This is a genomic window from Bacillus sp. FSL W8-1202, assembly GCF_038006165.1.
GTDB classification, from domain to species: domain Bacteria; phylum Bacillota; class Bacilli; order Bacillales; family Bacillaceae; genus Bacillus; species Bacillus subtilis.
Map to the genome: position 1 here is coordinate 1,536,410 of NZ_JBBOUR010000001.1, position 26,754 is coordinate 1,563,163.

The 26,754-nt window shown below is 45.5% G+C and carries 28 protein-coding genes; 15 read left to right on the forward strand and 13 right to left on the reverse strand.

Features of this window, described 5'->3' with window-relative positions:
* Positions 1-19 precede the first annotated feature (19 nt).
* A complete protein-coding gene (gene gerKB, locus NSQ09_RS07970; protein WP_341030861.1) occupies positions 20-1,141 on the forward strand; it encodes a spore germination protein GerKB in 1,122 nt (373 codons plus the stop codon).
* Between the two features lie 104 nt (positions 1,142-1,245).
* On the opposite strand, the gene NSQ09_RS07975 is transcribed toward gerKB, so the two are convergent.
* Positions 1,246-1,926 (reverse strand): ABC transporter ATP-binding protein, encoded by a 681-nt coding sequence (locus NSQ09_RS07975; RefSeq protein ID WP_015382762.1) that lies wholly within the window; start codon positions 1,924-1,926, stop codon positions 1,246-1,248.
* A gap of 15 nt (positions 1,927-1,941) precedes the next feature.
* On the reverse strand, positions 1,942-3,402 hold the full coding sequence (locus NSQ09_RS07980; RefSeq protein WP_015382763.1) for an ABC transporter permease: 1,461 nt from the start codon (positions 3,400-3,402) through the stop codon (positions 1,942-1,944).
* Positions 3,403-3,614: 212 nt separating this feature from the next.
* On the opposite strand from NSQ09_RS07980, the gene yclJ reads away from it, so the two are divergent.
* From yclJ to phrC, 4 genes are all read left to right on the forward strand, one after another.
* Complete coding sequence (yclJ, locus tag NSQ09_RS07985; RefSeq protein WP_003246532.1) at positions 3,615-4,298, forward strand: two-component system response regulator YclJ; 684 nt, start codon at positions 3,615-3,617, stop codon at positions 4,296-4,298.
* Positions 4,285-5,706, forward strand: coding sequence for a two-component system sensor histidine kinase YclK (gene yclK / locus NSQ09_RS07990; RefSeq protein ID WP_341030865.1), 1,422 nt, complete (start codon positions 4,285-4,287; stop codon positions 5,704-5,706). The genes yclJ and yclK overlap by 14 nt, the downstream gene beginning before the upstream one ends.
* A gap of 163 nt (positions 5,707-5,869) precedes the next feature.
* The gene (rapC, locus tag NSQ09_RS07995) at positions 5,870-7,018 is read left to right on the forward strand and encodes a response regulator aspartate phosphatase RapC (RefSeq protein ID WP_014475800.1); all 1,149 of its coding nucleotides are present in this window, start codon (positions 5,870-5,872) and stop codon (positions 7,016-7,018) included.
* Complete coding sequence (phrC, locus tag NSQ09_RS08000; RefSeq protein WP_003224994.1) at positions 7,002-7,124, forward strand: phosphatase RapC inhibitor PhrC; 123 nt, start codon at positions 7,002-7,004, stop codon at positions 7,122-7,124. The genes rapC and phrC overlap by 17 nt, the downstream gene beginning before the upstream one ends.
* A 99-nt stretch (positions 7,125-7,223) precedes the next feature.
* Here phrC and NSQ09_RS08005 read toward each other — a convergent pair whose 3' ends face one another.
* The 3 genes from NSQ09_RS08005 to NSQ09_RS08015 form a co-directional block, all read right to left on the reverse strand.
* A complete protein-coding gene (locus NSQ09_RS08005) occupies positions 7,224-7,313 on the reverse strand; it encodes a YjcZ family sporulation protein (RefSeq protein WP_015482794.1) in 90 nt (29 codons plus the stop codon).
* A gap of 81 nt (positions 7,314-7,394) precedes the next feature.
* Positions 7,395-7,508 (reverse strand): YjcZ family sporulation protein, encoded by a 114-nt coding sequence (locus NSQ09_RS08010; RefSeq protein WP_003234495.1) that lies wholly within the window; start codon positions 7,506-7,508, stop codon positions 7,395-7,397.
* A 153-nt stretch (positions 7,509-7,661) separates the two neighbouring features.
* On the reverse strand, positions 7,662-9,026 hold the full coding sequence (locus tag NSQ09_RS08015; protein WP_033883679.1) for an aspartate kinase: 1,365 nt from the start codon (positions 9,024-9,026) through the stop codon (positions 7,662-7,664).
* Positions 9,027-9,410: 384 nt separating this feature from the next.
* On the opposite strand from NSQ09_RS08015, the gene yclN reads away from it, so the two are divergent.
* From yclN to yclQ, 4 genes are read left to right on the forward strand one after another with little or no spacing between them, the layout of a single operon-like run.
* Complete coding sequence (gene yclN / locus NSQ09_RS08020) at positions 9,411-10,361, forward strand: petrobactin ABC transporter permease YclN (RefSeq protein ID WP_014475804.1); 951 nt, start codon at positions 9,411-9,413, stop codon at positions 10,359-10,361.
* The gene (gene yclO, locus NSQ09_RS08025; protein ID WP_003246705.1) at positions 10,354-11,301 is read left to right on the forward strand and encodes a petrobactin ABC transporter permease YclO; all 948 of its coding nucleotides are present in this window, start codon (positions 10,354-10,356) and stop codon (positions 11,299-11,301) included. The genes yclN and yclO overlap by 8 nt, the downstream gene beginning before the upstream one ends.
* Positions 11,295-12,053 (forward strand): petrobactin ABC transporter ATP-binding protein YclP, encoded by a 759-nt coding sequence (gene yclP, locus NSQ09_RS08030; protein WP_014475806.1) that lies wholly within the window; start codon positions 11,295-11,297, stop codon positions 12,051-12,053. The genes yclO and yclP overlap by 7 nt, the downstream gene beginning before the upstream one ends.
* 21 nt (positions 12,054-12,074) lie before the next feature.
* Positions 12,075-13,028, forward strand: a complete 954-nt coding sequence (yclQ, locus tag NSQ09_RS08035) for a petrobactin ABC transporter substrate-binding protein YclQ (protein WP_017696154.1) — start codon at positions 12,075-12,077, stop codon at positions 13,026-13,028.
* Between the two features lie 45 nt (positions 13,029-13,073).
* Here yclQ and NSQ09_RS08040 read toward each other — a convergent pair whose 3' ends face one another.
* The 4 genes from NSQ09_RS08040 to NSQ09_RS08055 all read right to left on the reverse strand — a co-directional run bounded on the left by NSQ09_RS08040 (position 13,074) and on the right by NSQ09_RS08055 (position 16,607).
* The gene (locus NSQ09_RS08040; RefSeq protein ID WP_041340166.1) at positions 13,074-14,492 is read right to left on the reverse strand and encodes an MDR family MFS transporter; all 1,419 of its coding nucleotides are present in this window, start codon (positions 14,490-14,492) and stop codon (positions 13,074-13,076) included.
* 19 nt (positions 14,493-14,511) lie between these two features.
* Positions 14,512-15,390 (reverse strand): TetR/AcrR family transcriptional regulator, encoded by an 879-nt coding sequence (locus NSQ09_RS08045; protein ID WP_014478837.1) that lies wholly within the window; start codon positions 15,388-15,390, stop codon positions 14,512-14,514.
* 163 nt (positions 15,391-15,553) lie between these two features.
* A complete protein-coding gene (gene nfsA, locus NSQ09_RS08050; protein WP_003234479.1) occupies positions 15,554-16,303 on the reverse strand; it encodes an oxygen-insensitive NADPH nitroreductase in 750 nt (249 codons plus the stop codon).
* 16 nt (positions 16,304-16,319) lie between these two features.
* The gene (locus NSQ09_RS08055; protein WP_003234477.1) at positions 16,320-16,607 is read right to left on the reverse strand and encodes a putative quinol monooxygenase; all 288 of its coding nucleotides are present in this window, start codon (positions 16,605-16,607) and stop codon (positions 16,320-16,322) included.
* Positions 16,608-16,746: 139 nt separating this feature from the next.
* On the opposite strand from NSQ09_RS08055, the gene NSQ09_RS08060 reads away from it, so the two are divergent.
* A complete protein-coding gene (locus tag NSQ09_RS08060) occupies positions 16,747-17,061 on the forward strand; it encodes an ArsR/SmtB family transcription factor (RefSeq protein WP_003234476.1) in 315 nt (104 codons plus the stop codon).
* A 1-nt stretch (position 17,062) separates the two neighbouring features.
* On the opposite strand, the gene gabR is transcribed toward NSQ09_RS08060, so the two are convergent.
* A complete protein-coding gene (gene gabR / locus NSQ09_RS08065; RefSeq protein WP_341030874.1) occupies positions 17,063-18,502 on the reverse strand; it encodes a MocR-like transcriptional regulator GabR in 1,440 nt (479 codons plus the stop codon).
* A gap of 106 nt (positions 18,503-18,608) precedes the next feature.
* Between gabR and gabT the strand changes: the two genes are divergently transcribed.
* The 4 genes from gabT to gdh all read left to right on the forward strand — a co-directional run bounded on the left by gabT (position 18,609) and on the right by gdh (position 23,167).
* On the forward strand, positions 18,609-19,919 hold the full coding sequence (gene gabT, locus NSQ09_RS08070) for a 4-aminobutyrate--2-oxoglutarate transaminase (RefSeq protein WP_046160059.1): 1,311 nt from the start codon (positions 18,609-18,611) through the stop codon (positions 19,917-19,919).
* Positions 19,920-19,987: 68 nt separating this feature from the next.
* A complete protein-coding gene (gene gabD / locus NSQ09_RS08075) occupies positions 19,988-21,376 on the forward strand; it encodes a succinate-semialdehyde dehydrogenase (protein WP_341030876.1) in 1,389 nt (462 codons plus the stop codon).
* Between the two features lie 122 nt (positions 21,377-21,498).
* Positions 21,499-22,362, forward strand: a complete 864-nt coding sequence (gene glcU / locus NSQ09_RS08080) for a glucose uptake protein GlcU (RefSeq protein WP_003234455.1) — start codon at positions 21,499-21,501, stop codon at positions 22,360-22,362.
* Between the two features lie 19 nt (positions 22,363-22,381).
* Complete coding sequence (gene gdh / locus NSQ09_RS08085) at positions 22,382-23,167, forward strand: glucose 1-dehydrogenase (RefSeq protein WP_014478842.1); 786 nt, start codon at positions 22,382-22,384, stop codon at positions 23,165-23,167.
* Between the two features lie 43 nt (positions 23,168-23,210).
* Here gdh and NSQ09_RS08090 read toward each other — a convergent pair whose 3' ends face one another.
* The 3 genes from NSQ09_RS08090 to ycnK are packed head-to-tail and all read right to left on the reverse strand — an operon-like array spanning position 23,211 to position 26,070.
* The gene (locus NSQ09_RS08090; RefSeq protein ID WP_041057787.1) at positions 23,211-23,825 is read right to left on the reverse strand and encodes a YcnI family copper-binding membrane protein; all 615 of its coding nucleotides are present in this window, start codon (positions 23,823-23,825) and stop codon (positions 23,211-23,213) included.
* Between the two features lie 12 nt (positions 23,826-23,837).
* Complete coding sequence (gene ycnJ / locus NSQ09_RS08095) at positions 23,838-25,463, reverse strand: copper transporter YcnJ (RefSeq protein ID WP_014478844.1); 1,626 nt, start codon at positions 25,461-25,463, stop codon at positions 23,838-23,840.
* 34 nt (positions 25,464-25,497) lie between these two features.
* A complete protein-coding gene (ycnK, locus tag NSQ09_RS08100) occupies positions 25,498-26,070 on the reverse strand; it encodes a copper uptake transcriptional regulator YcnK (protein WP_014478845.1) in 573 nt (190 codons plus the stop codon).
* A 164-nt stretch (positions 26,071-26,234) separates the two neighbouring features.
* Between ycnK and NSQ09_RS08105 the strand changes: the two genes are divergently transcribed.
* On the forward strand, positions 26,235-26,588 hold the full coding sequence (locus tag NSQ09_RS08105) for a hypothetical protein (RefSeq protein ID WP_017696160.1): 354 nt from the start codon (positions 26,235-26,237) through the stop codon (positions 26,586-26,588).
* The last annotated feature ends 166 nt before the right edge of the window (positions 26,589-26,754 follow it).

Sequence of the window (26,754 nt, forward strand, 5' to 3'; positions counted from 1 at the left end):
AAGAAAGGGGAAGTGACAGATGGAAAAAGCCAGAATAAGCATAAGGCAGCTGTTTGTCATGATTATCATTTTTGAACTGGGCAGCTCCTTATTGATTACACCGGGATCAATGGCGGGCAGGGATGCTTGGATAGCAGTTTTATTAGGCTGTGCGATCGGACTGTTTCTTTTCTGTTTGTATCAAGGCATTTATCAATGTTATCCGAATTCTTCTCCGAAAGAATATATGGATGATATGCTGGGAACCAAGCTGAGCTGGCTGTTTTCATTTCTCTATATATTGTACTTTGCCTATATTGCCGCAAGGGTGCTGCGTGACTTTGGAGAAATGCTGCTGACGTTTGCTTATCATGATACACCTATCATTATTGTAAATGCTTTATTAATGGTAGCAAGCATATATGCCGTAAGAAAAGGAATTGAAGTACTCGCACGCGCTGCCGAACTTCTTTTCGGGGTCATGTATTTACTGGGCGCGATCGGGCTCGTGCTGATTATTGTCTCAGGCACTATAGACCCGCACAATTTAAAGCCGGTTTTGGCAAACGGTATTTCTCCTATCCTTCACTCTGTTTTCACGCAGACCATGTACGTCCCATTTGGTGAAGTCGTTTTATTTGTGATGATTTTCCCTAACCTGAATGACAGAAAAGATGTGAAAAAAATGGGGATGATTGCCATGGCTATTAGCGGATTGGTTGTGGCGCTCACCGTGGCGATTAATATCAGCGTGCTTGATGTTGATCTTACACTCAGATCCCAGTTCCCGCTTATAAGTACGATCCAGACAATCAAGGTCGAAGAATTTTTAGACCGGCTCGATGTCTTTTTTATGCTGGCGCTGATCATCGGCGGCTTCTTTAAGGTCAGCCTCTACTTATATGTCACTGTGGTTGGGACATCTACGCTCTTTAAGGAAAAGAATCCCTCTCAATTGGCTTATTCGATGGGATTGGGCATCTTAATCCTTTCTTTAACGATCGCAACTAACTTTTCAGAGCACTTGAACGAAGGCTTGAACGTGGTGCCGCTGTATATTCATTTGCCTTTTCAATTATTGTTTCCGCTCTTTCTGTTTATTGTGGCTGTTTGGAAAAAGAAACGAAGAGAGAAGTCAAAAGGGACAGGAGCAAAGGAATGATAAAAAGAGCGGGGGGATGCAGCCGCCGCTCTTTTTATGTTCACTTCTATATAAAAGGGGGATATAGGGTGCGCCCCTGTCTGCACTGGCAGAGGCGCGTTTTGTTATACCACTGCGACGTTTTCCTTCACAGTAAAGCTTCCTCTTGAAAGTCTGATATTGATGTCTGACACTTTTGCAATTTGTTCATCGTGCGTCACCATAATGACGCATTTATTTTCCTTGTGCGCCAGATCTTGAAAGAGCCGTACGATCTCTTTTGATGTGTCCTCATCAAGGTTTCCGGTCGGTTCATCGGCTACGATAAGATCCGTGTCACAGCAGAAAGCCCTTGTAATTGATACCCGCTGCTGCTGTCCGCCGCTCAGTGTGAGCACTTTTTGCCGGGCTTGTTTTTCGTTGATGCCAACCTTCTGCAGCATGTCAAGCGCATATGATTCTTTGTTCTTTTCTTTAGATCCTGTGATTTCCATAGCGGTTGTGACGTTCTGCAAAGCCGTCATATACGGGAGCAGGTTGTACGCCTGAAAGACGATTGATACATATTGATTTCTGAAATTGGTTAAGCCGATTTTAGAAACCGCTTTTCCGTCGTAAAGGATGTTTCCTTCTTTTGGTGCGTCAAGTCCGCCTGCCAGAGACAGGAAAGTGGTTTTCCCCGTCCCTGATGTGCCGACGATTGTGTAGAATTTTCCTTTTTGAAAGCTGATGTTAATATCCTGAAACAATGGCTGGCTTTTGTCTTTATACCAGTAGCCGACTTGTTGAAATTCTAATAAGCTCATAGGTTCCGCCTCTTTCTATTCCTGTTTTGTCAATATCGTTTTCGGATGAAGCCGCAGTACTGAAATTGACGGCAGCAATGTTGCAATGATTGCGATTAGGATGCCGATCCCGCCCAGAATAAGCATGTCGTTCATAGAAACCGCGACGTTCAGTGAATCGATAACGTCCACGTTTGATGAACTGTGGCCGAACATTCCGCCGCCCATGCCGCCACCGCCGCCGGGCATTTGTCCGCTTGCGGTTTGCGTTGAATCGGTTGATGAACTGATTTGCTGGGATAAAAGCTGATTTCCAAGCTGATTTGCGACGAGATTTCCCGTCACAGATGCAAGGCCGATAGCGATAACGGCCACAATCAGAATCTCAGTCAAGAACTGTCCAATCAATTTCCATCGTTTTTCACCGATGGCCATTAACACGCCCATTTCGTATTTGCGCTCCCTGATTGACATCATGACAATCAGGCCAAGAATGACGGCGCCTGCCACTGATACAAGATACACCACGTTTTTAGAGAAAGAAGCCACATTTTCAATCGGTCCGACCATTTGCTGGTAAAGCTGATCGTTTGTATTCAGTGTGTACGTATCGAAGTCTATTGATGTTTTCTTCGCTGCTTTTACGAAAGCATCCATATTTTTCGCGTCGTCCATATAGTAAACAGCTGAGTCAATCGTATTTTTATAGTCGTCGCCTTTCAGCGCCGCTGTTGCTGTGTAAGGCGTATAAAGCTTGTTATAAGGGTTTAAGAAAGAGAAATTTTGGGCTTGGTCATCGCCTGAAGATGTTGTTTTATAAATACCGACGATCTTCAGCTTTACCGTCGTATCTTCATCTGTTGCTGATTCAATTGTGATCGAATCGCCAACGCTCAAATCATTTTCTTCCGCTAAAGTTTCGTTGATCACTGTTACTTTTTTGCCGACATCTGATTTTGTAATCGCGCGTCCGTCTGTGATTTTTGAATCTCCGTCAGAGAAATCATCGACTAACGCTGTGCTGATGACACCTTCAATCGAAAGATCGGCTTGAACCATTTGCGGTCCGCCTTGTCCGCCGCCTTGGCTGTTTTTAGCGTTTGAGCTTGAACTGCTGGAGCTGGAATCACTTGAACTAGAGCTTTCAATCGCATCAAAGTTTCCCGCGTTGGCTGAAGCTGATGTGGTGTAATTGTAGCTCTTCACATGATCAAGCGCTGCAAGCTTATTCGCATCAGACACTTTGATCGGTGTGGATTCGAAGCTGCGTTTTTCACCGCTGTCCTGCTGTTTTTCCATTTGCTTTTGGCGGTCAACCTGTAGTGTCACGCTTCCGCCGAGTTCCTGTCTGGCCAGTTCGCTTGATTTTTGTGCTGCCGACTGGATGGTGAGGCCTGATAGAACAAAGACACATATGACTGTAAACACAAATAATTGCAATAATGTTTTTCCCTTTTTAGCCTTCATATTCCAAAAGGCCCGTTTGATAAAGTTCATTTATGTTCCTCCGTATAGGTACTTTGATTGATAAGGCCGCCTCTGGGGCGGGCTTGCTTGTTGATAAATTAATAGTAGTCCAAAGGTATGAAAAAAATATGAACAATCTATTTCTAGTTGATGAAATAAAAACTAACAATTGTGAAACGCAAAACCTTCTGTTTAAAATGGTGCTATTATATAAAAAAGCATCAAAACAATCGGAGGATATAATGAAAATATTAATGATAGAAGATAATGTTAGTGTATGTACGATGACGGAGATGTTCTTTTTTAAAGAAGGTTTTGAAGCGGAATTCGTTCATGACGGGTTAGAAGGGTACCAGCGTTTTACGGAAGAAAATTGGGATCTGATCATTTTGGATATCATGCTTCCATCTATGGACGGCGTGACCATCTGCAGAAAAATAAGAGAGACAAGCACGGTGCCGATTATCATGCTGACTGCCAAAGACACTGAATCAGATCAGGTCATCGGCTTTGAGATGGGGGCGGACGATTATGTCACAAAGCCGTTCAGCCCGCTGACATTGGTTGCCCGCATCAAAGCCGTCATCAGAAGATATAAGGCGACAGGCAAAGCGGTTATTGATGAAGATATGATCGAAACGGAATGCTTTACCATTAATAAGAAGACGAGAGAAGTATTATTAAACGGAGAGCCTGTAGAAAATCTCACGCCGAAGGAATTCGATCTGCTTTATTACCTTGTCCAAAATCCGCGGCAGGTGTTCTCCAGAGAACAGCTGCTTGAGCAGGTATGGGGCTATCAATTTTATGGAGATGAGCGAACAGTTGACGTTCATATCAAACGGCTGCGGAAAAAGCTTGCCAGCGAGGACAAGCCTTTCCTGTATACTGTGTGGGGAGTAGGGTATAAATTTGATGAAGATTAAATATTTATATCAGCTGCTGCTAAGCCATATCAGCATTTTGATTTTAGCGTTTGTCATTATCATTTCTCTGTTTTCCCACTTTGTGAAGGAATTTGCCTATCAGAACAAAGTAGAGGAATTGACGTCATATGCGGTGCAGATTGCAAATGAATTCCAAGCCGGCCAGGTGGACATGCGCAGGCTCTATCCTTATCAGGACATTTTAAGCACAAGAAAGACGCAGTTTATCATCTTTAATGAAGAGCAGCAGCCTTATTTTCTTCCTGAAGGCTTTCATCACCCACCAAGGGAACAGCTGAAGAAATCAGAATGGAATAAGCTAAAAAAAGGGCAGACTGTCATGATCAGGGCAGATGGCCGTTTTGATGATGAAGTGTCACTTGTGGCGCAGCCTATATTTGTTCAGAACGAATTTAAAGGCGCCGTTCTGCTGATTTCTCCGATCAGCGGTGTTGAACAGATGGTCAATCAGGTCAACCTCTATATGTTTTACGCTGTGATCAGCACGCTTGTGATTACGATTCTCGTGAGCTGGCTTCTGTCCAAATTCCATGTCAAGCGGATTCAAAAGCTGAGAGAAGCGACAGATAAAGTGGCTTCCGGCGATTATGACATCCATTTGGAAAACAGCTACGGGGACGAAATCGGCGTTCTGGCGTCTGACTTTAATATCATGGCGAAAAAACTAAAGCAGTCAAGGGATGAAATCGAGCGCCTTGAGAAGCGGAGAAGGCAGTTTATTGCTGATGTGTCACATGAATTAAAAACACCGCTGACGACGATCAACGGTTTGGTTGAAGGGTTGAACAGCCATACGATTCCTGAGGATAAAAAGGATAAATGCTTCTCGCTGATCAGTGAGGAAACGAAGCGCATGCTGCGGCTCGTAAAAGAAAATCTGGATTATGAAAAAATCAGATCCCAGCAAATTACCTTGAACAAGCTAGACGTTCCTCTGATCGAGGTGTTTGAAATCGTGAAAGAGCACTTGCAGCAGCAGGCGGAAGAAAAACAAAACAAGCTGATGATCCAAGTAGAGGATCACGTCATCGTACATGCCGATTATGACCGGTTCATTCAAATTCTCGTCAACATTACGAAAAACAGCATCCAATTTACGCAAAACGGTGACATTTGGCTGCGCGGAATGGAAGGTTATAAAGAGACGATTATTGAAATTGAAGACACGGGTATCGGCATTCCAAAAGAGGATATTGAGCATATTTGGGAGCGATTCTATAAAGCAGATATTTCAAGAACGAACACGGCATACGGTGAATACGGACTCGGTCTCTCGATCGTCAGGCAGCTCGTTGAAATGCACCAGGGCACAGTAGAAATCCAGAGTGAAGAAGGGAAAGGCACAAAGTTCATCATCCGCCTTCCTTTAACGGCAAAACAGCAATAGCATACAGGGCGGCGGCATCATCTGATGCAGCCGCCTTTTTTGCACACCGCTTCGGTTTATTGCGTGCTCCCGAAAACAAAGATTGCGTGTTTTTCGGGTTGGGACGGTCTATAAACATGATAAAATATGACATAAACAGTTTTTGATGGGAGAGGGTGAAGGAATGAAGAGCGGGGTAATTCCTTCTTCAGCGGTCGGTCAAAAAATTAACGAGTGGTACAGATATATCCGGACATTCAGCGTGCCGGATGCCGAAGTGTTAAAAGCTGAAATCCAGCAGGAATTGAAACACATGCAGCATGATTCCAACTTGCTGCTTTATTATTCACTAATGGAATTCCGGCACCAGCTTATGCTGGATTATCTTGAGCCGTTAGAGAAATTAAATATCGAAGACCAGCCAAGCCTGTCTGAATTATCAAGAAACATTGACAGCAACCAGGCAGATCTCAAAGGGCTGCTCGACTATTACGTGAATTTTTTTCGCGGGATGTATGAGTTTGATAAGCGGGAATTTATTTCTGCCATTACATACTATAAACAGGCGGAGAAAAAGCTCTCCTTTGTCGCAGACCATATTGAACGGGCTGAATTCTATTTTAAAATCGCGGAAGCTTATTATTATATGAAGCAAACGTATTTTTCATTGATTAATATAAAAAACGCTTATGAAATTTACGTGGAGCAGGAAACCTATAATGTGAGAATCATTCAATGCCATTTCGTCTTCGGGGTCAACCTGATGGATGAAAGAAATTTCGAACAAGCCGCACGCCATTTCAAATTGGCGCTCAATATGGCCCAAGCGGAACAAAAAGCCCAGCTGGTCGGAAGAGCATACTACAATCTCGGATTATGCTATTACAATCAAGACCTTCTAGACCCTGCCATTGATTACTTTGAAAAGGCGGTCTCCACGTTTGAAAGCAGCAGGATCGTCAATTCTCTCCCGCAAGCCTATTTTTTAATCACCCTGATTTATTATAAACAGGGAAAACATGATAAAGCTTCGGAATATCACAAGCGGGGCTATGAATATGCTAAAGAAACAGACGATGCAGACTATGCCGTAAAATTCGAGTTTTTGCAATCCCTATATCAGGATCAGCCCAATGAAGAAGGAATCGAACGATGTTTCCAATACCTAAAAAATAAAAATATGTACGCTGATATAGAGGATTTAGCCCTAGAAGTAGCAAAATATTACTATGAACAGAAATGGTTTAAACTGTCTGCTTCCTACTTTCTACAAGTTGAAGAGGCAAGAAAACAAATACAAAGGAGTGAAGGTTTGTATGAAATTGAAATCTAAGTTGTTTGTTATTTGTTTGGCCGCAGCCGCGATTTTTACAGCGGCTGGCGTTTCTGCTAATGCGGAAGCACTCGACTTTCATGTGACAGAAAGAGGAATGACGTAAGAACAAGCCCCTTCTCATTAGCGAGAAGGGGTTTTTCTTTTCAAAAAAACACCGCAAGACATAGTCTTGCGGCGCCGCCTTCATGGAGATTACGTTTATTTAGTAGCCTCCTACAAATGCAGTTCCCACAATGATCAAGAGGATAAATAACACAACAATCAAAGCGAAAGAAGTTCCGTAACCTGACATTTTGTGCACCTCCTTGCGAGATTGCTTCAGCAAATGCTGCAAAACTGTGGCGGACAGGGTCCCGCAGAGACGGTCAGCAGCTTAGAAGCCGCCAACAAACGCAGTCCCTACGATAATTAATAGAATAAACAATACAACGATTAAAGCGAAAGAACTGATGCCGCCGTAACCGCCGCCGTTAGAGTATCCTGACATAAGGTTTCACCTCCCTATGAAGGATACTATAAGATATGCTGAACCGATCCATTTGGCAGGGATAATAGTGGACAAGAGAAAAAATGAAGAATTCGGCTATATGAAGGTGATATAAAAAAATAGCGGGCGCTGCCGCCCGCTATTTATGTACGATTAAGAGATCAGCACGCCCGCGAAAAATTCCTGGTATAACGCTTGAACGGCTTTTCTTTCTTCGGCTTCTTTTACGCCAAACATCATGCTCACTTCAGAAGACCCCTGATTGATCATTTCGATATTCACCTGTGCCTCTGATAATGCTTTGGCGGCTCTTGCCGTTGTACCGACATTGTGGCGCATCGCTTCCCCTACAACCATAATCAGGGCGAGATGATGCTCGACGATGACTTCATCGGCATGCAAATCCTCTTCGATCCGTTTGATGACGCTGCGTTCAGTGGCGGCATCCATTTGCCCCTGCCGTAAAATGATTGTCATGTCATCGATTCCCGATGGAACATGCTCATACGTCAAACCATGCTCCTCCAGGATTTGAAGGGCTCTGCGGCCAAAACCGATTTCTCTGTTCATGAGATACTTGCTGATATAAATGCTGCAAAAACCGGTGTCGCTGGCAATGCCGACGACAGGCCCGTTTGTGTTATCCCGCTTGCTGACGACGCGGGTGCCTTCGGCTGAGGGGTTGTTCGTATTTTTGATCTGAACAGGAATCCCCGCTCTGAATGCCGGAATGAGCGCTTCATCATGAAACACTGAAAAGCCCGCGTAGGACAGCTCCCGCATCTCTCTATATGTCAGCTCGCTGATTTCCTTTGGATTCTCAACGAAGGACGGATTGACAGAATACACAGCGTCCACGTCTGTAAAGTTTTCGTACAAATCGGCTTGTAGTCCGTTGGCAAGAATCGAACCGGTAATATCAGAACCGCTCCGTGAGAATGTGATCACATCGCCATCCTTGCTGAATCCGAAAAAACCGGGAAAAATGATGAGTCCGTCACGTTCCCGAAGACGATAGAGGTTTTGATAGGATTCAGGAAGAACTTGCGCGTTGCCGGGTTCATTTGTCACAAAGAGGCCGGCATCCTTCGGGTTTACATATTTCGCTTTGACGCCTTTATAACGGAAGTAAGCGGCGATCAGTTTGGCATTGTTATCCTCTCCGCTGGCCTTGACTGCGTCAAGGTATTGTTCGGGATTGCTTTTGTCTCCTTCTAAAAGCGTAAACAGATCATCTCTGATTTTTTCGATAATGCTTTGCCCCAGCTGAAGCTCATTGGCGATGAGAGCGTACCGTTCCACAACAGCTTCCGCCAGTTCAGGTGCGCTGCCTGTTGCCAAATATTGTTCTGCACATGCGATTAAGAGATCAGTCACTTTCGTATCCTCGGCATAGCGTTTTCCCGGAGCTGAAACGACTACAGCTTTCCGTGCCGGATCTGAGGTAACGATGTGAAACACCTTGTCAAGCTGGGCGCCTGAAGCAAGTGAGCTGCCTCCGAATTTAACGACCTTCATGTTTACATCTCCTAATGTTTAAAATTTTCACACAAATTTAGTATTTATTATCTCTCTTTCAGTACTGTAAATCAAGGGGGAATTTCTTTCTCAGGAGAACATTTGTATTTTTCACGAGGAATAATGTTAGGTTTGCTGACCGTATGCCTGCGTTATAAAGATAAATATGGTAAACAGCCTAACGTTTTGGGATGGAAAATGGTTAGAATGATTAGTAAAATTGATAAATGACTAGGTTAATATTTTTAAAGAATATTGACTAACCCTATAAAAATGGTAATATGTAAATGATAATGATAATCAATTACTATATGGCCATATTGTTTTGAGTCCTTGCGGAGTAGGAGATACGTTCTTTTTGCTGTAAGGATGTAAGGAGGCAGCATGAAGCTACGTTACTTATTTATTCTACTTATCATATTAGCAGTCACATCTGTATTTATCGGTGTAGAAGATCTGTCGCCGCTTGATCTCTTCGATTTAAGCAAACAAGAGGCGTCAACGCTGTTTGCAAGCCGTTTGCCGCGATTGATCAGCATTGTCATTGCGGGATTAAGCATGAGCATCTGCGGTTTGATTATGCAGCAGATCAGCAGAAATAAATTCGTGTCACCGACGACGGCGGGCACGATGGATTGGGCGAGGCTCGGCATTTTAATTTCCTTGCTGCTGTTTACATCCGCCAGTCCTTTAATCAAAATGCTGGTCGCGTTTGTCTTTGCCCTTGCAGGAAATTTTCTGTTTATGAAAATCCTTGAAAGAATCAAGTTTAACGACACCATCTTTATTCCGCTTGTCGGTTTAATGCTCGGGAATATCGTCAGTTCAATCGCGACATTTATCGCATATAAATATGACTTGATCCAGAATGTGTCATCATGGCTGCAGGGAGACTTCTCTTTAGTCGTGAAAGGAAGATACGAGCTTCTTTATCTGAGTATTCCGCTCGTCATCATTGCCTATGTGTATGCGGATAAATTCACATTGGCCGGTATGGGTGAAAGCTTTTCTGTCAACCTCGGCCTCAAGTATAAACGGGTTGTGAACATCGGGCTCATTATCGTGTCCCTGATCACGTCTCTTGTCATTTTGACTGTCGGTATGCTGCCGTTTCTCGGTTTAATCATCCCGAATATTGTATCGATTTACAGAGGAGACAATCTGAAGAGCAGCCTGCCGCATACTGCGCTGTTGGGAGCAGTTTTTGTGCTGTTTTGCGATATACTGGGCAGAATCATTATCTTCCCTTATGAAATCTCGATTGGCCTGATGGTCGGAATCATCGGCAGCGGCATTTTCCTGTTTATGCTGTTAAGGAGAAAAGCCTATGCGTAACCAGATGAAAATAGCTTTGCTCGTTGGTTTAGCCATTGTATGTATTGGCTTGTTTTTGTTTTATGACTTAGGCAATTGGGATTACACCCTGCCGAGACGAATCAAAAAAGTCGCTGCCATTGTGCTGACTGGGGGAGCGATTGCGTTTTCGACCATGATCTTTCAAACGATTACGAACAACCGCATCCTGACGCCGAGCATTTTGGGCCTTGATTCTCTCTACATGCTGATTCAGACTGGCATTATCTTTTTGTTCGGTTCTGCGAATATGGTCATCATGAATAAAAACATCAACTTTATCATCTCTGTTCTGCTGATGATACTGTTTTCTCTTGTTTTGTATCAGATCATGTTCAAGGGTGAGGGGAGAAATATCTTTTTCCTTCTGCTTATCGGAATCGTGTTTGGCACGCTGTTCAGCAGCCTGTCTTCTTTTATGCAGATGCTGATTGATCCGAACGAGTTCCAAGTTGTGCAGGACAAGATGTTTGCCAGCTTTAACAATATCAATACGGATTTGTTATGGCTCGCGTTCATCATCTTCCTGCTGACAGGCGTTTATGTCTGGCGTTTTACAAAATTTTTCGATGTGCTGTCGCTCGGACGCGAGCACGCCGTGAATTTGGGCATTGACTACGACAAAGTGGTGAAGCAGATGCTGATCGTGGTTGCGATTTTGGTTTCTGTTTCAACAGCGCTAGTCGGGCCGATTATGTTTTTAGGCCTTCTGGTCGTCAACCTGGCGAGAGAATTCCTGAAAACATATAAGCATTCATACTTAATCGCAGGCTCCGTTTTCATCAGCATCATTGCGCTGGTCGGAGGGCAGTTTGTGGTTGAGAAAGTGTTTACCTTCTCAACGACGCTGAGCGTCATTATTAATTTTGCCGGCGGGATTTATTTTATCTACTTGCTGTTAAAGGAGAATAAATCATGGTAGAGGTCAGAAATGTAAGTAAACAATATGGCGGGAAAGTTGTTCTTGAAGAGACGTCAGTCACGATTCAAAAGGGCAAAATCACCTCGTTTATCGGTCCTAACGGCGCCGGCAAAAGTACGCTGCTGTCTATCATGAGCCGCCTGATCAAAAAGGATTCCGGCGAGATTTACATAGACGGACAAGAGATTGGAGCATGTGACAGCAAAGAGCTTGCCAAGAAAATGAGCATTTTGAAGCAGGCGAACCAAATCAATATCAGGCTCACGATCAAAGACCTCGTCAGTTTTGGCAGGTTTCCGTACTCACAGGGCCGGCTGACAGAGGAAGACTGGGTTCATATCAACCAGGCGCTTAGCTATATGAAGCTGGAAGACATTCAAGACAAATACTTGGATCAGCTGAGCGGCGGACAGTGCCAAAGGGCATTTATCGCCATGGTCATTGCCCAGGACACAGATTATATCTTTCTGGATGAGCCGCTGAACAATCTGGATATGAAACACTCAGTTGAAATTATGAAACTGCTGAAACGGCTGGTAGAGGAGCTTGGAAAAACCATCGTCATCGTTATTCACGATATCAATTTTGCTTCAGTCTATTCTGACCATATCGTCGCTTTGAAAAACGGCCGAATCGTAAAAGAAGGACCGCCTGAAGAAATGATAGAAACATCGGTGCTTGAGGAAATCTACGATATGACCATCCCGATTCAGACGATTGATAATCAAAGAATAGGTGTCTATTTTTCTTAATATATAGAAGAGGTGAAGAGCATGAAAAAGTTCGCGTTACTATTCATCGCTTTGGTGACGGCAGTTGTGATTTCTGCATGCGGAAACCAAAGCACAAGCAGCAAAGGTTCTGATTCTAAGGAAGAACAAATCACAGTGAAACACCAGCTGGACAAAAACGGAACAAAAGTACCGAAGAGCCCTAAAAAAGTTGTCGTATTTGACTTTGGAAGCTTAGATACACTAGATAAACTGGGCCTTGATGATAAAGTAGCGGGACTGCCGAAACAAGCCCTTCCTAAATATCTGTCCAAATTCAAGGATAACAAATATGCTGATGTCGGAAGCTTAAAAGAGCCAGACTTCGAGAAAGTGGCAGATTTAGATCCTGACTTGATCATTATCTCAGGAAGACAATCTGAGTCTTACAAAGAATTTTCTGAAATTGCGCCGACAATTTACCTTGGCGTAGACACAGCGAAGTATATGGAATCATTTAAGTCTGACGCAGAAACAATCGGTAAGATCTTCGATAAAGAAGATGAAGTGAAGGATGAACTCGCAAAAATCGATCATTCAATCGCAGATGTAAAGAAAACGGCTGAAAAGCTTAACAAAAACGGTCTCGTCATCATGGCGAACGACGGGAAGATCAGCGCATTCGGTCCTAAATCAAGATACGGCCTGATCCATGACGTGTTTGGCGTGACACCGGCTGATAAAAACATCAAAGCGTCTACTCACGGACAAAGTGTTTCTTACGAGTACATTTCAAAAACAAACCCGGATTACCTGTTTGTCATTGACCGCGGTACAGCGATCGGTGAAACATCATCTACTAAACAAGTCGTTGAAAATGATTATGTGAAAAATGTAAACGCAGTGAAAAATGATCATGTCGTCTACCTTGATTCTGCTACTTGGTACTTATCAGGAGGCGGTCTTGAGTCTATGGCGCAAATGATCAAAGAAGTGAAAGACGGTTTAGAAAAGTAAAACCAAAAAGAGCCTCCGCTAAATAGCGGGGCTCTTTTTGGTTGATTAGCGTGCCGGCTGCTGTTCGGCAGGGCGCTGAGGTTTCTTTAATGTGAATGAGAGAAGGAAGCCGACAAGTGCAATGACGGCAGCCACAATAAAAGCGGAGTTCATGCCGTGCAGGGCGGCGTGCTTCACATTTGTCGTGCCTGCATGTGCCGCCTGGTTGCTCATCACGGAAACCAATAGTGCGGTTCCGATCGAGCCGCCGACTTGGCGAATCGTGTTGTTCATCGCAGTTCCGTGCGGAATCAAGTGGCGCGGAAGCGCGTTGATTCCGGCTGTTGTCACCGGCATCATGATCATGGCGGTGCCTAAAAGACGAACGGTGTATAAAACGACAATCCAAGCGAGTGACGTATGGTCAGTCAGCTGCATAAACGGCAGAGATGTCAGGAAGATGATGCAGAAACCGGCAATCGCCAGCCCTCTTCCGCCGACACGGTCAAAAATTCTGCCGATAATCGGTGACATGAAGCCCATCACAACAGCTCCCGGCAGGAGCATAAGCCCTGTATCAAAAGCTGTGACGTCTCTGACATTTTGTGTATAAAGCGGCAGGATGGTTTCCGTACCGATCAATAATGCAAAGACGAGGGTTCCCAGCAGTGTTGTTAAGCTGAAAACGCCAAACGTGAAGACACGGAATTCCAGCATCGGTTTTTCAAGCTTCAGTTGTCTTGTGATAAACAAGAGCAGCGCGATGACACCCACCAGCAGTGAAATCAAGACGGTTGAACTGGACCAGCCATAAGAGCCGACGCTTGAGAAGCCGTACAGAAGGCCGCCGAACCCAAATGTTGAAAGGATGACTGATAAAATATCAATCTGTGTTTTTCTTAAAGTCGTCACGTTTTTCATCAGGATGCTGGCAAGAATCAAATCAATCACAGCAAACGGTAGAATAATATAAAACAATGATCTCCAAGAGAAAGCTTCGACAGCCCATCCGGAAAGAGTCGGTCCGATCGCAGGCGCGAATGAGATGACCAATCCGACCATACCCATAGCCTGGCCGCGCTTTTCAATCGGAAAGATTGTCAGGAATACAGTCTGCATGAGCGGCATCATAATGCCGGCTCCGGCCGCTTGAATGATACGCGCTGTCAGCAGAACCGGGAAGTTCGGCGCGAACGCTCCGACGACTGTTCCGGCAGTGAAAATGCTCATTGCTGTGATGAGCAGCGCCCGGCTTGTGAATTTCTCAATTAAAAACGCGGTAATCGGAATTAAAATCCCGTTGGTTAACATAAATGATGTGGTCAGCCATTGTGCTTGGTTGGCATCGACATTGAAATCCCTCATGATATGGGGAAGTGCGGTAATCAACAATGTCTGGTTCAAAATCGCCACAAACGCTCCGGCTAACAAAATGCCGACAATGACAGAACGGTTAAAAGGTTTTTGTTCAATACTTGTGTTCAATACATATCCCTTCTTTTCTCTAAGTAATTAACAGTGTTTTTAACATGGAAACGGGCTGTGTTAAAACACTGGTTTGTTCCAGATAGCCAATCAGTGATTTGAGTAAAAAAGCGCGGGGTTCTTCCTTCTTCGCTTCTTCCTCCAGCATGGCGGCTGCGGATGTCAGTTCATCTACGTCATAGTCCGCGGCGGACAGGGAAGAGATGCCTTTATGTAATTCCTTCAGGCTTTCCGATAATAGGACTGATTTATCCTTTGGCTTGTAGGAGGATGCTGAATGAATATAAAGCTCGATGGCTTCGGGCGGAAGAAGAGACTGGCGGGTTTCCCTGTTTTTGATAATCTGATTGAGGGTGCTGATGATAAACTCTGCGATCGGGTCAAGCTCAAGCGGTTTTTCCTCGATTTTGATCAGCATTAAAAACTCACGCATCATGCCGTGAAGAATGATAACCAAATCCCACACAAACGGGAGAATGGTTTCTCCATACGCCTGGATCAGCGAATCGCGGTGCCAGCAGATAATCGTCGATCTGGTCTGATGGATATGCTGTTTGACCCGGTCATTATGCAGCTTGGGGTTTCCGTAGGTCAGCATATTGAAAAACTGCTGATTCCGCCTGAAGCCCTCCAGTTCCATTTTGACCTTTTGCGTCAAACGCTCCTCCGGTGTAAGTGCGGTATTTTCCTGAAGTCTTGAGGCCGCGGCCACCATTTGCTTCTGGTTAAATGACAGCAGCTCCAAAAGCAGATCTTCTTTAGATTGGAACAGCTTATATATCGAAGCTTTTGACATCTTACATTCTTCTGCGATCGCCTGCATGGAAACCGACGTAAAATCCTTTTCCGAAAAAAGCTTTCGCGCGGCTAACAAGATATCTGTTTTTTTATCAAGCATCTCATGGCTTCCTTCTTTCTTGAACATTAGAAAACCCATTGGTTCACAGAAAACCAATGAGTAACTATGAAAAAATTTTACCAAATAAACAAAATAAAAGTCAATGGATTTTAACCGGGTAAATGAAAGGCCTGCCGGAAAATCCGACAGGCCGAATAAGAGCTTATTTTTCAACTTTAAATCCTTGTTTTTCAAGCATTTCACGGATGTGCGGATAGTACAGGCGCTCATAGTAGGAAGCGATGCTCTGTGACCAATTTCTTGTTTCTTTTCCGTTTGTCCGTTTATTCATGTATTCAGACATCTGTTCGTCGTATGCCTGAATGTGAGACGTCAGCTCATCCTGATTCAAATAAGTTTCCTGATGATTGACAGCTTCCTGCGGCAAGCGCGGTTTTTTCGCTGAACGGTCGGCAGGATGCCCAATGACAAGGCCGGATAAAGGGAACACGTATTTTGGAAGCTCAAGCAGTTCGATCAGCTCTTGAGGGTTTCCGCGAACCGCACCGATCGGAACTGTGCCAAGTCCGAGTGACTCAGCCGCTGCTGTTGCTGTGCCGAGGGCAATACCAGCGTCTACTGCGCCGACAAGAACAGATTCCAATCCATTTGTGATTTCCATTTTGAAATCATGCAGATCTTCAAGCGCAATTTTGGCCCGGTTGAAATCTGCGCAGAACAGCAGGAAAACAGGAGCTTGATCGATCCATGGCTGGCCGCCTGCCAGTTCGGAGATTTTCTTTTTGCGCTCTTTATCCTGGACTGTGATCACAGTCACTTGCTGTCCGTTGATAGAAGAAGGGGCTGATTGCACCGCTTCAATGATTTGGTCCAATTGTTCCTGAGCTACAGGCTCATCTGTGTAGCTGCGAATCGAGCGGTGGTCTGTTAAAGATTTAATCACTTCATTCATATGAGACACCCTTCCTTTACTCGCTAAGCTCTGTGCGGACAACATCAAGAGGAGCGCTCAGCAGTTCTTTTCCTTTTGCGACAAACCCTTGGAAATGCGCAGTTTCGTTATGGAATTTCATTGCCGCTTCATCTTTCCATTTTTCAAGCATGACAAATGTATTTTCTTCGCCTACTTTTTCGAATAGGTCGTATTGCGCGTTGCCTTCCTCAGCTCTTGAATGCTGAACAAGTGATTGAGCCTCGCTCAAAAATTCCTCGCGTTTTTCTGGTTTTACTTTGATGTAAGCTTGTAATACGATCATTTAAATCTCCTCCGTTGTTATGCGAATTTATTGTTCGAATTTCATCGAACTAAATGTAACATGTATTCTAAATGAGGTAAAGGAAAAACCCTTAAATAGTAAAATTGTCATTCTAATTGTTGTGTGATACATTTGTGTCATGAACATTCCAAACCATCCAGAAACAGAAACATTGCAGCTGACAAAGGTTCTTCATGCACTTAGTGATCCGCTTCGTTTAGAGCTCGTCAAGCAATTAGCTGAAGCAAAAGAAAAAACGTGCAGCACCTGTGCAGATGTGCAGGTTGCCAAATCGACTTTGTCGCATCATTTTAAAGTTTTGAGAGAATCGGGCATCGCTCAAGTTCGGATAGAAGGAAAGCGCCGGTATTATTCGCTTCGCGCTGAAGACCTTGAAAAGGCATTTCCGGGCCTGCTTGAAGCCGTGCTGAATGTAGACCAGGACCGCTGGTGAATCAATCCCCTGTAACGGGGATCTTTTTATGTCCGTAAACCGCTTTGAAAAGCCGCTGCACACCCTCCTGAATATCTTCTTCCTTCAGCCGTGCAAAGCCGATAATGAGAGCGGGCCTGCCCGTTTGCCGCTTGTTTTCCTTCAAGTTAAATCGGCTCATTCCGAATATTTCAAGCTGCAGACCGGCAGCATGTGACAGGATGTCTTGTTCGGTGCGCCTGGTATCAAATTCGGTAACAAAATGCAGCCCCGCATTTGCTCCTTTTACGGTAACCTCTTCGCTGAACTCTGCTTCTAAAGCGGTGATCAGGCTTTCTCTCTTTTCTTTATAATGCTGCTTCATTTTTTTTATATGCTTCTGATATTCACCAGACTCGATAAATTCCTGCAGGGTGAGCTGTGTAAGTGATGAGCAAGTCTGCAGATCATAGCCCCGCTGTTTGTATGTCCTCAACAGCTCAGGCGGCAACACCATATAGCTGATCCGCAATCCGGGGAGAAGGGACTTTGAAAAGGTTCCCATATAGATGACATTTTGAAAACGGTCGAGGCTTTGCAGCGCCGGAATACTGTCTACATCATATGTGAATTCACTATCATAATCGTCCTCAATGATATATCGGCGCGGCTCCTCGGCTGCCCAGTTCAGCAGCTGAATTCTTCTGGATACAGGCATAATCGTTCCGGACGGAAACTGATGCGACGGGGTGGTCACCAGCACATCTGGCTGCTGTCTGGTGATTTCAGCAATCGACATGCCTTTTTCATCCAGCATGATCGTCTTTACTTGTTTTCCGGCATTCTTCAAAAGCTGATACATGCGCCTGTAGCCAGGCTCCTCCATCGCATACACGGCTTCCCTGGGTAAAAGCTCAGTCAACAGCTGCATGAGCACCTGTGTGCCTGCCCCTATGATCATTTGTTCTGGCCTGCATTTTACACCCCTCGTCAGGGAAATGAGCCTGGTAATGGCAGCTCTCACTTCATATATCCCTTGCGGATGTGACATATCGCCGAGCGTGCGGTATGAGCGGGAGGCCGCTTTTTGCTCGCAGCGGAACCAGCTTTTGATCGGAAAATGGTCTGTATCGGAACTCATGTGTGAAAACGATATCCAATCGCTCTGGTCGATGTGAATCTCTTTTAGATCATCCGGCAGTGCAAATGGAGGGTGCTCCTCGGCGGAAAACATGTCTAGTTCCTCCACGAAGAAACCCTTTCGTTCAATGGCGTACAAATACCCCTCAGCCAGCAGCTGCTGATAGGCTGAATTCACTGAATTTACGCTGACCTTGAGATTTTCAGCCAGCTCCCGCTTGGAGGGAACCTTCGAGTGCGGCAGCAGATTGCGGCTGAGGATTTCTTTTTTCAGCTTTTGATAAATTTGCTGATAGATATAATCGGCTTGCTCTGAACGATCGAGTGTAATTGTGATATCCATTTTGTAGTTTCTCCTTCTGATACCATCAAAAAGTTATAATTGGTACTTTTCATCATACCAAAGGGAAGTCAGAATGATAAGAAAATACCGACAGGGGGATATTCACATGAGTCAAACAACAGCAAGCATCACAACTGCACAATGGCAGCAAAAACGGGATCAATTTGTGTCAAAAGGTGTGAGCAACGGCAACCGCAGTCTGGCGGTCAAAGGAGAAGGGGCCGAGCTGTACGATCTGGATGGCCGGAGATTTATTGATTTTGCAGGCGCCATCGGCACGTTAAATGTCGGACACTCGCATCCGAAGGTGGTTGAGGCTGTGAAGCGGCAGGCGGAGGAGCTGATTCATCCTGGTTTTAATGTCATGATGTACCCGACTTATATCGAATTAGCCGAAAAACTGTGCGGCATCGCGCCGGGCAGCCATGAGAAAAAAGCGATTTTTCTTAACTCAGGGGCAGAAGCGGTCGAAAACGCTGTGAAAATCGCCAGAAAGTATACAAAGCGTCAAGGCGTTGTCTCATTTACGCGCGGGTTTCATGGACGCACGAATATGACGATGAGCATGACAAGCAAGGTAAAACCTTATAAATTCGGTTTCGGACCTTTTGCGCCAGAGGTTTATCAAGCGCCGTTCCCTTATTATTATCAGAAGCCGGCCGGCATGAGTGATGAAAGCTATGACGATATGGTCATTCAAGCATTCAATGATTTCTTTATCGCTTCAGTGGCGCCTGAAACGGTGGCGTGTGTCGTGATGGAGCCAGTGCAGGGAGAAGGCGGATTTATTATTCCTTCGAAACGGTTCGTACAGCACGTCGCTTCATTCTGCAAAGAACACGGCATTGTTTTTGTTGCTGATGAAATCCAAACCGGCTTTGCCAGAACTGGCACTTATTTCGCAATTGAGCACTTTGATGTAGTGCCCGATCTGATCACGGTTTCTAAATCGCTTGCGGCAGGCCTGCCATTAAGCGGTGTGATTGGGCGTGCGGAAATGCTTGATGCGGCAGCGCCAGGGGAGCTGGGCGGCACGTATGCCGGCAGCCCGCTCGGCTGCGCGGCGGCTTTGGCAGTCTTGGATATTATTGAAGAAGAAGGACTGAATGAGCGATCTGAAGAAATTGGCAAAATCATTGAAGACAAGGCGTATGAGTGGAAACAAGAATTCCCGTTCATCGGTGACATCCGCAGACTCGGGGCGATGGCCGCAATCGAAATCGTCAAGGATCCTGACACGCGTGAGCCTGATAAGGCAAAAGCAGCAGCGATCGCGGCCTATGCGAATCAAAACGGATTACTTTTGCTGACAGCGGGAATTAACGGTAATATCATCCGCTTTTTGACACCGCTCGTCATCTCAGACAGCCTATTAAATGAAGGGCTCAGCATCTTGGAGGCGGGCCTGCGAGCTTAATCATTGGAAAGAAAACGGCTGGGTCTGCTATCATTTTAAGTAATCATGAAAAGAAAGGAATGTTCAATATGCCAGATCAATTAACGGTCTACAACCCGGCTACGGGCGAGGAGATCAAAACGATTCCTCAGCAATCAGCCAAAGAAGTAGAAGAAGCCATTGAACGTTCACATCAAGCGTTTAAAACGTGGTCTAAAACATCAGCGAACGAAAGAGCGTCTCTTTTGAAAAAATGGTATGAGCTGATTGTTGAACATAAAGAAGAACTTGCAGATTTAATTACAAAGGAAAACGGAAAACCTTACCAGGAAGCAGTCGGCGAGGTACTTTACGGTGCAGGCTATATTGAATGGTTCGCAGAAGAAGCGAAGCGTGTGTACGGAAGAACGGTCCCGGCCCCGACAACGGGTAAACGAATTGTTGTCACACGCCAGCCGGTCGGCCCCGTTGCAGCTATCACGCCCTGGAATTTCCCGAATGCGATGATTACACGCAAAGCGGCGCCTGCTCTTGCCGCTGGCTGTACATTTATCATCAAGCCGGCGCCGGACACACCGCTGTCTGCTTATGAACTAGCACGCCTCGCATATGAAGCGGGCATTCCGAAGGATGTTCTTCAGGTTGTAATCGGCGATGGAGAAGAAATCGGAAATGTGTTCACAAGCAGTCCGAAAATCCGCAAAATCACGTTCACAGGCTCAACACCTGTAGGGAAAATCCTTATGAAAAACAGCGCGGACACCGTGAAGCACGTCTCAATGGAGCTCGGCGGACACGCCCCGCTGATCGTAGATGAAGATGCAGACATTGACCTTGCCGTTGAACAGGCGATGGCGTCCAAATACCGAAACGCCGGCCAAACCTGCGTATGTGCCAACCGCCTGATCGTTCATGAATCCATCAAGGATGAATTTGCTGCGAAACTGAGCGAGCAAGTGTCTAAGCTGAGAGTCGGAAATGGACTTGAGGAAGGCGTCAATGTCGGACCGATCATCAATAAACGAGGCTTTGAAAAAATCGTCAGCCAAATAGATGATGCGGTTGAAAAAGGCGCGAAAGTGATTGCTGGGGGCACATATGACCGAAACGATGACAAAGGGTGCTACTTTGTGAATCCGACAGTGCTCACCGATGTCGATACGTCCATGAACATCATGCATGAGGAAACATTCGGCCCGGTCGCCCCGATCGTCACGTTTTCTGATATTGATGAAGCGATTCAGCTTGCCAACGATACACCGTATGGCTTGGCTGCTTACTTCTTCACAGAAAACTACCGCCGCGGCATCTATATTTCCGAGAATCTAGAGTATGGCATTATCGGCTGGAATGACGGCGGACCGTCAGCTGTTCAAGCGCCATTCGGCGGAATGAAAGAAAGCGGCGTTGGCCGTGAAGGCGGTTCAGAAGGCATCGAGCCGTACCTTGAAACAAAATATTTGTCCATCGGTTTATAAAAGAATGCACGCTCCTGAGAGCTGCCGGATTTTCCGGCAGCTCTTTTTGTGTTCCGGCGAATAATCACAACAATTCCAGCCAAAATAACAGCAAATACATTTTGAAAGAAGGTTCCCCAACAATGGATTTATTATTGGCTCTTCTCCCGGCTTTGTTTTGGGGGAGCATTGTTCTCTTCAATGTGAAATTAGGCGGCGGGCCGTACAGCCAGACACTGGGAACGACGATCGGGGCGCTCATTGTTTCTATCGTTATTTACTTTTTTGTTCAGCCCGTTCTGTCCCTTCGCATTTTTATTGTTGGAATCGTATCCGGCTTATTTTGGTCACTTGGACAGGCCAACCAGCTGAAAAGCATTCAATTGATGGGCGTGTCGAAAACAATGCCGATTTCCACAGGAATGCAGCTCGTTTCCACCTCGCTGTTCGGTGTGATCGTGTTCCGCGAATGGTCAACACCGATTGCGATTACGCTTGGCGTTCTCGCTTTGATCTTTATCATTGTAGGAATCATTCTCACGTCCTTGGAAGATAAGAATGATAAAAAAGAGGGCGAGCCAAGCAATTTGAAAAAGGGCATTTTGATTCTCCTTGTTTCGACTCTTGGTTATTTGGTTTATGTAGTCGTGGCTAGATTATTCAATGTGTCCGGCTGGTCCGCGCTGCTGCCACAGGCAATTGGCATGGTGGTCGGGGGGTTAGTTTTAACCTATAGACACAAACCCTTTAACAAGTATGCGATCAGAAATATTCTCCCAGGGTTAATCTGGGCAGGCGGAAATATGTTTTTGTTTATTTCTCAGCCGCGAGTCGGCGTTGCAACGAGCTTTTCCCTTTCACAAATGGGAATTGTCATTTCTACGCTCGGCGGTATTTTCATCCTGCGTGAAAAGAAAACGAAACGCCAGCTAATAGCAATTGCGATCGGGATTATCCTGATTATTGCCGCCGCCGTATTCTTAGGAATCGCCAAAACAAATTCATAACAAATGGAGGAGGATGTATATGTATCCGGATTTAAAAGGAAAAGTCGTCGCTATTACAGGAGCTGCTTCAGGGCTCGGAAAGGCGATGGCTATTCGCTTCGGCAAGGAGCAGGCAAAAGTGGTTATCAACTATTATAGTAATAAACAAGATCCAAACGAGGTAAAAGAAGAGGTCATCAAGGCGGGCGGTGAAGCTGTTGTCGTCCAAGGAGATGTCACGAAAGAGGAAGATGTAAAAAATATCGTGCAAACGGCAATTAAGGAGTTCGGCACACTCGATATTATGATTAATAATGCCGGTCTTGAAAATCCTGTACCATCTCACGAAATGCCGCTCAAGGATTGGGATAAAGTCATCGGCACGAACTTAACGGGTGCCTTTTTAGGAAGCCGTGAAGCGATTAAATATTTCGTAGAAAACGATATCAAGGGAAATGTCATTAACATGTCCAGTGTGCACGAAGTGATTCCTTGGCCGTTATTTGTCCACTATGCGGCAAGTAAAGGCGGGATAAAGCTGATGACAGAAACATTAGCGTTGGAATACGCGCCGAAGGGCATTCGCGTCAACAATATCGGGCCAGGTGCGATCAACACGCCAATCAATGCTGAAAAATTCGCTGACCCTAAACAGAAAGCAGATGTAGAAAGCATGATCCCGATGGGCTATATCGGCGAACCGGAGGAAATTGCCGCAGTGGCAGTGTGGCTTGCTTCGAAGGAATCCAGCTACGTTACAGGCATCACATTGTTTGCGGACGGCGGAATGACGAAATATCCTTCTTTCCAGGCAGGCCGCGGTTAAACATAAAAAGCGACCCAGACATGACATCTGGATCGCTTTTTTATTACGCACGCTTTTTCTTAACAAGTGCTGCTACAGATAAAATAATGGCAGCCGCAGACAGCACAATCGCTGTAATGTCTAGAGCTGAAGAACCTGAGTCTTCGGAATCGTCTTCTGTTTTCGTGGCGCCGTGCTCATCTGTCACTTGCTTTGCAGACGTGATGTTTGTAATGGAATGAGGTGTATCCGCATCCTCGTCACCTGTCCACTCGACAATGCTGCCGTCTTTGTAATATTGATATGCGTCCCAAGCAGCTTCCTCCGCTTTGTCAGGGTTTTTGGCAACAAAGGTAAACTGCTGGAACTGTCCTTCCTGAATGCCTCCGTCAGTCGCCTCCCATGTCACGGACACTGATTTGTCATCATGTTTTTGAGTGGAAACCTTCCAGCCCGGAATTGGCTCATATTGCTGGAATTCAACATCCTTCGGCATTTTGAGGACAACCTTCGTTGTCGGCAGATTTTTCTCTGAAGGAACCTTTATTGTATACGTTTCCCAAGAGCCTGCAGCAGACTCAGCCGGTTTTACAGAAACATGCGCGCTGGCAGGGGCCGTAAAGAATAAGAGGGAGCCGACAATAGCCGGACATAGTGTCAATGCGATTTTTTTCAACAACGTAAACACTCCTTAATTGGTCTTTGTAAACATGATATTGATTTCGTTAAAGTCGCCGGTCAGGCCGTGGACTTTGATCTTCCAGTTTCCTTTTTCATTAATCGACAGGTTTTGATCCTGGAAGACGCCTTTTGTTTTTTCTTTTAATGTAAAGGTGCTTTTGTTTTCGCTGCCTGACAGACCTGTTTTATAAACGGTTAACGTGATTTGCTGGATGTTTTTCACGGGATCTCCGTTATGGTCGGTGACACGCAGCTCAAAAACATTTTTTCCGGGCTGGTTTGGGCTGATGCTGAGAGAAACGCTTTGTCCGTTCTCAATCGCTTTGGTTTGGTAGAACGGTTCCGGCGCTGGCTCAGGCGGGCTTGGCAGGCTTGTAAACACGGCCGCTGTGATCAATACAGCGATGCCGATTGCCCACTCCGCTTTCAACGTTCGGCTGATTCCTGTGCGGCGCTGCTTTCTGGTAAGCAGAAAATGAATCGCGCCTAAGACCAGCATGAAAACAAACAGCCCGCTTTTCACTAAAAGAGCTTGGCCATACGCTGTATGGAACAGTGAATCCATTGAACGAATGATGAAAAATCCATTGAGCAAGCCTGAAAACAAAATGACGCCGACTGCAGTGAGCGCCCATGGGGAGAACCGTCTGACCGTCTCCCACGCGAGCGTTTTGTCAGGCTGCCTCCATTCTTTTGAGAGCAGCAAAACGAGTGCCGCTATTCCGCCAACCCAGATGGAAGCGGAAGTTAAATGAAGGAAATCCATCAAAATGCCGACCGTTTTTTCTTCAACGACAGCAGCATGCCCGGTAAACGCCTTGGCAAGCAGGAGACCGAAAAAGAAAATGAGCGGCGCTATCCAATAGCCAAAGGATGAAAAGCGGTTTTTCCGTATCGCAGGAATGACAGACAGTGCGAGGAGCACGAACAGAGCGGCCTGTATGATCCAAATGGAGCCGCCTGCTGTCTCAAACAGTGTTTCTCTGATGTAGCCCGGCTGGAATGCGCTGCCCCAGCCGTCGCCTGCGTTCGCTTTTGTCTGAATCGGAAGCTGAAGCAAAAGCGCCAGCCCCAATGCTGCGATCGAGCCGGTCAGGATACGTCTCGTCCGTTTGACGAACTGTTCTGATTTCCCTTTATACCAGAAAAGATGGAAGAAAACCGTTCCGATAAACAGAGATAAGGCTGTATACAGAATCGCGCGATCTGCTGCTGTTCCCGGATTCAGAGCTGAGTCGGCTGCTTTTTGGCTGCTGAATCCGCCATCCGCTTTCCCAATACTAAACGGAATGACGCCGGAAACAGGATGCCCGTCCGCGGATACGGCATTCCATTCCGCTCTGTACACATCATGAGGCAGATTCTTCTTCAGCTTCACTGTCATGATGTGATGATTATCTTTTTTGATTTCAGTCTTGTCCGTATCCACACGGTCGCCGTTTGAATTAAAGACTTTAATGTAATGAAACCCTTCTTCAACCGGTTCATTAAATTCGATTTCCACCTGCGCAGGGGCGCTTTTTAATTCGCTGTTTTCCCCAGGTGAAGATTTGACAATATAGGCGTGAGCAAAGCTTGTTTTCGGCAGGAAAACAAGAAAAAGCAGAAGAATGATCCACCATCTGTTTCGCTTCATCACTCAGACACCACCTTCCGCTGTATGTGTTGTGTTATTTCTTGGTGCAGGTGCAGCGTTTCTTTCTGTCTTTGAGCATGTCTTCCAGCGCTTGGTCGAAAGTGCGGACGGCGCCGCCGAATCCTTTTTGAAATCGTTCGGCATGATCGAGCGTCGCAAACGGAATGGCCTGCGGCTGGCAGCAGTGCAGGTTCAATTCAGCATTTACGACGAAATAAGCCGAACCGGCACTGACGGTTGTCTGTAACAGAAAATCTCTGCAAATCAAGTGTGAAACCTCTTCCGTTTTATCCGCGTAACGCAAAAACGCGCAATGTGCGCAGCATAGCTGTTCAATGTCTTGGTTTACCGTAATCAGCTGAACCGAATGAGCTTGATTGACTGGCTTCAAGCAATAGCTGCACATATGATCTGTTTGAGGTGTTCGGACGGGGAGCGTGATGCCGCCGGCGGTTTTTATGACCTGATTTGACTGAACCAGCTGATTGACATCTCTATATACCGTCATTTCCGAAACGCCGAACCTTGCGCTGATGTCAGAAATTCTAAGCGAGCCTTCTTCTTTCAGCCACTTCAGTATGTGTTGCTGTCTATTAATCGGAAGCATTCATACACCCTCTTCATTAAGATCTATTTAAGCGTAGAGGATTTTAGAGACGGAGACAAGTAAGTGGATGATAAAAAATGTGAAAATGTGTTGAACAGCAACAAAACGAAACAGAAGGGACTCTGGTATAATAGACAGATGGAATAGAAAGTGAGGAATATCCTATGAAAGAAACACCATGCCCGAACTGCGGCAAACCTTTGACAGGCGATATGGTCAGATCATCAAATGTGCCTTGTCAATTTCGCTGCGGACACTGCCGGGAACGGCTTTATGAATATAAAGTATCAGCTCCGATTATGCTGGTATCATTAGCGGCCATCGTGCTGCTTATTTATCTTTTGCTGCTCCTCCGCAATGCGGCAGGCTCAGTGCTGCCGGCTGTACAGCACGTGCCGATGGCTGTATTTGCGCTTGTGTGCGCGTATCCCGTTTTTATTGTGAGTGAGCGGATGATTGCAAAGTACGTGATTCAAAATGGCAACATCATTTATAGAGGAAAGAGAAAAGGCTCCTGAAACCAGGAGCCTTTTTATTTTTAAAAAATTGTCACAGTCATGTGCCAAAGTCCTCTTTACTTTCAATTGTATAGGGACTGTAAGCGTTTTAACATAGAGTCAAAGGGAAGCATCATTCTCTGAACATATTTTTGTATCTTACAGCGACAAACAAAACAGGGAGGGT

Coding starts and splice junctions, on each gene's coding strand:
- phrC (WP_003224994.1), top strand. CDS start 7,002: ATGAAATTGAAATCTAAGTTGTTTGTTATTTGTTTGGCCGCAGCCGCG.
- ycnJ (WP_014478844.1), bottom strand. CDS start 25,463: ATGAAGCGAAACAGATGGTGGATCATTCTTCTGCTTTTTCTTGTTTTC.
- gerKB (WP_341030861.1), top strand. CDS start 20: ATGGAAAAAGCCAGAATAAGCATAAGGCAGCTGTTTGTCATGATTATC.
- gdh (WP_014478842.1), top strand. CDS start 22,382: ATGTATCCGGATTTAAAAGGAAAAGTCGTCGCTATTACAGGAGCTGCT.
- gabR (WP_341030874.1), bottom strand. CDS start 18,502: ATGGATATCACAATTACACTCGATCGTTCAGAGCAAGCCGATTATATC.
- gabD (WP_341030876.1), top strand. CDS start 19,988: ATGCCAGATCAATTAACGGTCTACAACCCGGCTACGGGCGAGGAGATC.
- NSQ09_RS08045 (WP_014478837.1), bottom strand. CDS start 15,390: ATGCTTGATAAAAAAACAGATATCTTGTTAGCCGCGCGAAAGCTTTTT.
- NSQ09_RS08005 (WP_015482794.1), bottom strand. CDS start 7,313: ATGTCAGGTTACGGAACTTCTTTCGCTTTGATTGTTGTGTTATTTATC.
- yclJ (WP_003246532.1), top strand. CDS start 3,615: ATGAAAATATTAATGATAGAAGATAATGTTAGTGTATGTACGATGACG.
- rapC (WP_014475800.1), top strand. CDS start 5,870: ATGAAGAGCGGGGTAATTCCTTCTTCAGCGGTCGGTCAAAAAATTAAC.
- gabT (WP_046160059.1), top strand. CDS start 18,609: ATGAGTCAAACAACAGCAAGCATCACAACTGCACAATGGCAGCAAAAA.
- NSQ09_RS08010 (WP_003234495.1), bottom strand. CDS start 7,508: ATGTCAGGATACTCTAACGGCGGCGGTTACGGCGGCATCAGTTCTTTC.
- NSQ09_RS08105 (WP_017696160.1), top strand. CDS start 26,235: ATGAAAGAAACACCATGCCCGAACTGCGGCAAACCTTTGACAGGCGAT.
- NSQ09_RS08055 (WP_003234477.1), bottom strand. CDS start 16,607: ATGATCGTATTACAAGCTTACATCAAAGTAAAACCAGAAAAACGCGAG.
- NSQ09_RS08060 (WP_003234476.1), top strand. CDS start 16,747: ATGAACATTCCAAACCATCCAGAAACAGAAACATTGCAGCTGACAAAG.
- yclO (WP_003246705.1), top strand. CDS start 10,354: ATGCGTAACCAGATGAAAATAGCTTTGCTCGTTGGTTTAGCCATTGTA.
- glcU (WP_003234455.1), top strand. CDS start 21,499: ATGGATTTATTATTGGCTCTTCTCCCGGCTTTGTTTTGGGGGAGCATT.
- nfsA (WP_003234479.1), bottom strand. CDS start 16,303: ATGAATGAAGTGATTAAATCTTTAACAGACCACCGCTCGATTCGCAGC.
- yclP (WP_014475806.1), top strand. CDS start 11,295: ATGGTAGAGGTCAGAAATGTAAGTAAACAATATGGCGGGAAAGTTGTT.
- NSQ09_RS08015 (WP_033883679.1), bottom strand. CDS start 9,026: ATGAAGGTCGTTAAATTCGGAGGCAGCTCACTTGCTTCAGGCGCCCAG.
- ycnK (WP_014478845.1), bottom strand. CDS start 26,070: ATGCTTCCGATTAATAGACAGCAACACATACTGAAGTGGCTGAAAGAA.
- NSQ09_RS07980 (WP_015382763.1), bottom strand. CDS start 3,402: ATGAACTTTATCAAACGGGCCTTTTGGAATATGAAGGCTAAAAAGGGA.
- yclQ (WP_017696154.1), top strand. CDS start 12,075: ATGAAAAAGTTCGCGTTACTATTCATCGCTTTGGTGACGGCAGTTGTG.
- yclN (WP_014475804.1), top strand. CDS start 9,411: ATGAAGCTACGTTACTTATTTATTCTACTTATCATATTAGCAGTCACA.
- NSQ09_RS07975 (WP_015382762.1), bottom strand. CDS start 1,926: ATGAGCTTATTAGAATTTCAACAAGTCGGCTACTGGTATAAAGACAAA.